Origin of the sequence: Roseibium sp., from assembly GCF_025698965.1 — a bacterium.
Classification (GTDB): Bacteria; Pseudomonadota; Alphaproteobacteria; order Rhizobiales; family Stappiaceae; genus Roseibium.
Map to the genome: position 1 here is coordinate 1 of NZ_JAILWL010000603.1, position 3,303 is coordinate 3,303.

A 3,303-nucleotide genomic window follows, 5' to 3' on the forward strand; every position below is an offset into this window, starting at 1 on the left:
GTATCGCACCAGACCTCTCCATCAGGCCGATGAATTTCCAACGGAATAAAATGGTGTTTTTCCGGGTCAAACTGCTCGACCAAGCGTTTGAACCTTCTGCTGACGACAACAGTTCCTAAAACGGGTCCGACCGTAAAATCAGGTATTTCCGACTGCCCGCGATCCTCAACGTACCCTGTTTGAATGACCTTCAGCGGCCAACTTTTGGGGTCCGGGATGGTTTTCGCAAGAACAATTGTGTCTGGAATGTTTTGATCCTCAGCGAAATGCCATTCAATTTCGTCCGACCGTCCGAGTTCATCAAGGTACCAGGGCATTTAGAATCTCCGAGTTGGGTTAATTACGTTATTCGCATACCCATACTCAGCCCTTGGCCGGAACCCAACCCGTTTCGTAAAAAACGCAGACGCAGTAGGCACAGTTGAAAATTCCGCGCCTTGCGATAATAGCGCATCGAAATTTTTAAGACGAAGCACAAAGGTTAAACGAGCGAATGTTCGATTCCATTTTGCCTTAATAGGAAAACACTGCTTTGGATCTGTTGAAAGCATGTATTTGCAGCTAGTTGATGAAGGCAGCACCTTTTCAAAAAATAGATATCCAATAACCAAAATTTGCCCCATCCATTGCCCAAGCACCCAATCACTGTCGGGAAGCTCCTGCGCCAAAGCGTCGGGCTTCCTCATTCTAGTGTCCCTTGCGGGATTGATCCGTGTCTCGGACGGGATGATTTCCCCTCTTTGGCAAAGGTCCGCACACCAATCAAAAATTGCATTAACACACTATTAAGATATGAATCGTGACGAAGTCAACCAAGGTAGCCTCAGGAAAATTTGCAACCTTCTCGTGTTTTACGCTTGACAATTTCCGCAAGGGCACTCGCAGCTAAAAATATGCTCAGAAAATCCGAACGAAAAGCATCAAAATCACCAGAAAGTTTGATCTATCGAAATTTTTGTAATGATTTTATGACGTTATGAAAATTTCGGTTCTTTTCTCATTAGCGATACCGATGCCTAAACAAGTTTTCACAATCGACATTTGGGACGAAGGTGAGAGCAAGGGTTCAAAGGCCTGTAAAAGGTTGAAAAAGACAAGAAAATCTGCCTCGAAACACAACCACCGGCAGCATGCCGGGATATGCTTTGGTTACCCATTATGGGCACCCAATTTCAACTATCGACGCATCTCAGCCAGCATGAACTGATCACGAAGACAAATACAAACCGTAGCGATGAGCATGACGCAACAAGCTGCCGCTGCCTTTTTCGTAGGTTTCAATGGACTTATCGACCGCATCACTCAGCCATACGAAGTCACCATTTGGCAGCAGGCACTTTGCTGCTATTGATCCATTACCGTGATTTAAGTCCCAAATAATTAGTCGGTGGTTGAAACTTCGTGATAACCAACCCCTGAAACAGCAGCTGTATCCATCGCTTTCTTGAATGTTTCAGAAACAAACGGATGATAAAAAGCAAGCACTCTTGGATCTATCCAAATATTATTATTTCCTACGCGCAGTAAATCTACGACGTAATTTCCATTGAACACTTCTTTCCAATATCTGTCGCGACGAAGTTCGTGCGTGGTTTCAACACGATTCATCCCGTCGACACGCGCACATGGGTAGAACCAGAAATAGTTCCCTGCATATAAATCGTCTTTCCAGACCAGTTCAACGGAAGCGAATTGATGAATCTGCGGCTCCAATTCCTCCACTACAGCCCGAAATCGATTTGAAACCAAAAAGATGCTGTTGGAGATCAGAAGATCTGTTAGAGGTCGTCTTGGACCATCAATTTGCACACTTGTCGGCAAATGCTTCAGGTGGACCGGCACTCCCTGATAGGAGAACTTTTTCTCAATATATGTTCTATCCGATTGCCTGATCACGTTCCCGATTGCAGCCGAATCGTTGGAGTTCAGATCGAACTCAAATCCGCTTGGATAGACCTTTTTAAAGTCTCCATTCAAAGGTTTAACGACGTAGCTGACATTGTCGTCAGTCTTCTCAAAGATGGTGTAAACAGGCACTTTGTTATTTTCCATAAGTATGTTGTCGCCATTTACTTTTGAAAAACTCTCGGAATTGCGAGAGCACCAAATAGCAGCAGCAAACACATTTCGTGAAAAATGCACCACTAACCCACCAGACATTCCGCCTAAAACTTACGTCTGCCAAATCGACCTAACCCAAAATTCTACGTACTGTCAGCTATTGCGTGTGACGAAGACAACTTCAAAACTGGCAATGAGCATGACGCAACAAGCTGCTGCAAGATTGAACTCTTCAAAGAGGGGATCACCGAGTAGGTCCAATTCAGGCAGAAACCTGCCAAAAAACCGCTCTTTCAAACCGTGGACAACACAGTCCCAGGCGTAATTTCATGTATCTTTTGGCTCTCGATGCTTATCTTCTAGAGTTCTTTCATTTGGAAATGCTGAGGCAGGCGAAGTCCGGCCTTTTCAAGTTCGGCCTTGAGCGTATCGGAAAAATAGATTTCAGGGCTGTACAGCTTGCGTTCACGCCACAGCTGAGCACCGCCAATTGCACTTCTGGAAAAGGCTAGGCCCGCGATATATTTCTTGGAATTGATGTATACCAGATAGCTATCGGAGTTTTTGGCTTTCTCCCAAGTGCCTTCATCACTGGCTATTGGATCGAAACTGTCCAAAAACTGACCAATGACCAGTGTGTAATATTGCTTGGGAAAGACTTTGCCTATTCGCGTCGTTACGCTAAGCGGACGAAACTGATGAATTCCAGGCTCCACACGCTCGACGACATCCTTAAAAGCTGTTTCTACTGCAAGGAGGCGGTTCGGCATCTGGAAAAGCGACCCAAGAGCAGCATAGCTTTTATGCAATTCAAACTTATTAGGCCATTCATGCTCAGAGATCTGTCCAACAGGTATACCGTCACCCAACACACTGCCCGGCTCTTCCGTGAATTTCTGAGAAACGTGGTAGCGGTATTTGGAGCCTGCCCCATCACCAAACTTCGCCTTTTGTTCCTCTGGCATCTCTTCAACGAAGTACTTTTTTAGGCGGTCGCCATAACCGGCAAAATCCCCATCCGGTAAATAATTGCCGAAGCCGCTTGGCATGTTCAATCCCCACACCATCAGGCGGCCACCTTTGTCTGTATCGAATTGCTCACCCAAACAACTTCACTCATTCGGCATTCCTTTTCAGTTCGTTGTTGCGGGCCGAACTTATCCAACAACTTTTGCTGTGGAATCTCTGCTCCGCGCTTGTGTCATAACTCAAACGAAACAAAAGCTGGAAACACGTCATTTG

The 3,303-nt window shown here is 45.6% G+C and carries 4 protein-coding genes; all 4 read right to left on the reverse strand.

The window, feature by feature from the left end; translation table 11 throughout:
- Positions 1–317: DUF1629 domain-containing protein (locus K5905_RS30290; RefSeq protein ID WP_297591418.1), on the reverse strand; the 317-nt coding region annotated here is incomplete at its 3' end.
- A complete protein-coding gene (locus K5905_RS30295) occupies positions 318–686 on the reverse strand; it encodes a hypothetical protein (protein ID WP_297591419.1) in 369 nt (122 codons plus the stop codon).
- 694 nt (positions 687–1,380) lie between these two features.
- On the reverse strand, positions 1,381–2,160 hold the full coding sequence (locus K5905_RS30300) for a DUF1629 domain-containing protein (RefSeq protein WP_297591420.1): 780 nt from the start codon (positions 2,158–2,160) through the stop codon (positions 1,381–1,383).
- 260 nt (positions 2,161–2,420) lie between these two features.
- Positions 2,421–3,167, reverse strand: coding sequence for a DUF1629 domain-containing protein (locus K5905_RS30305; protein WP_297591421.1), 747 nt, complete (start codon positions 3,165–3,167; stop codon positions 2,421–2,423).
- Positions 3,168–3,303: the final 136 nt, after the last annotated feature.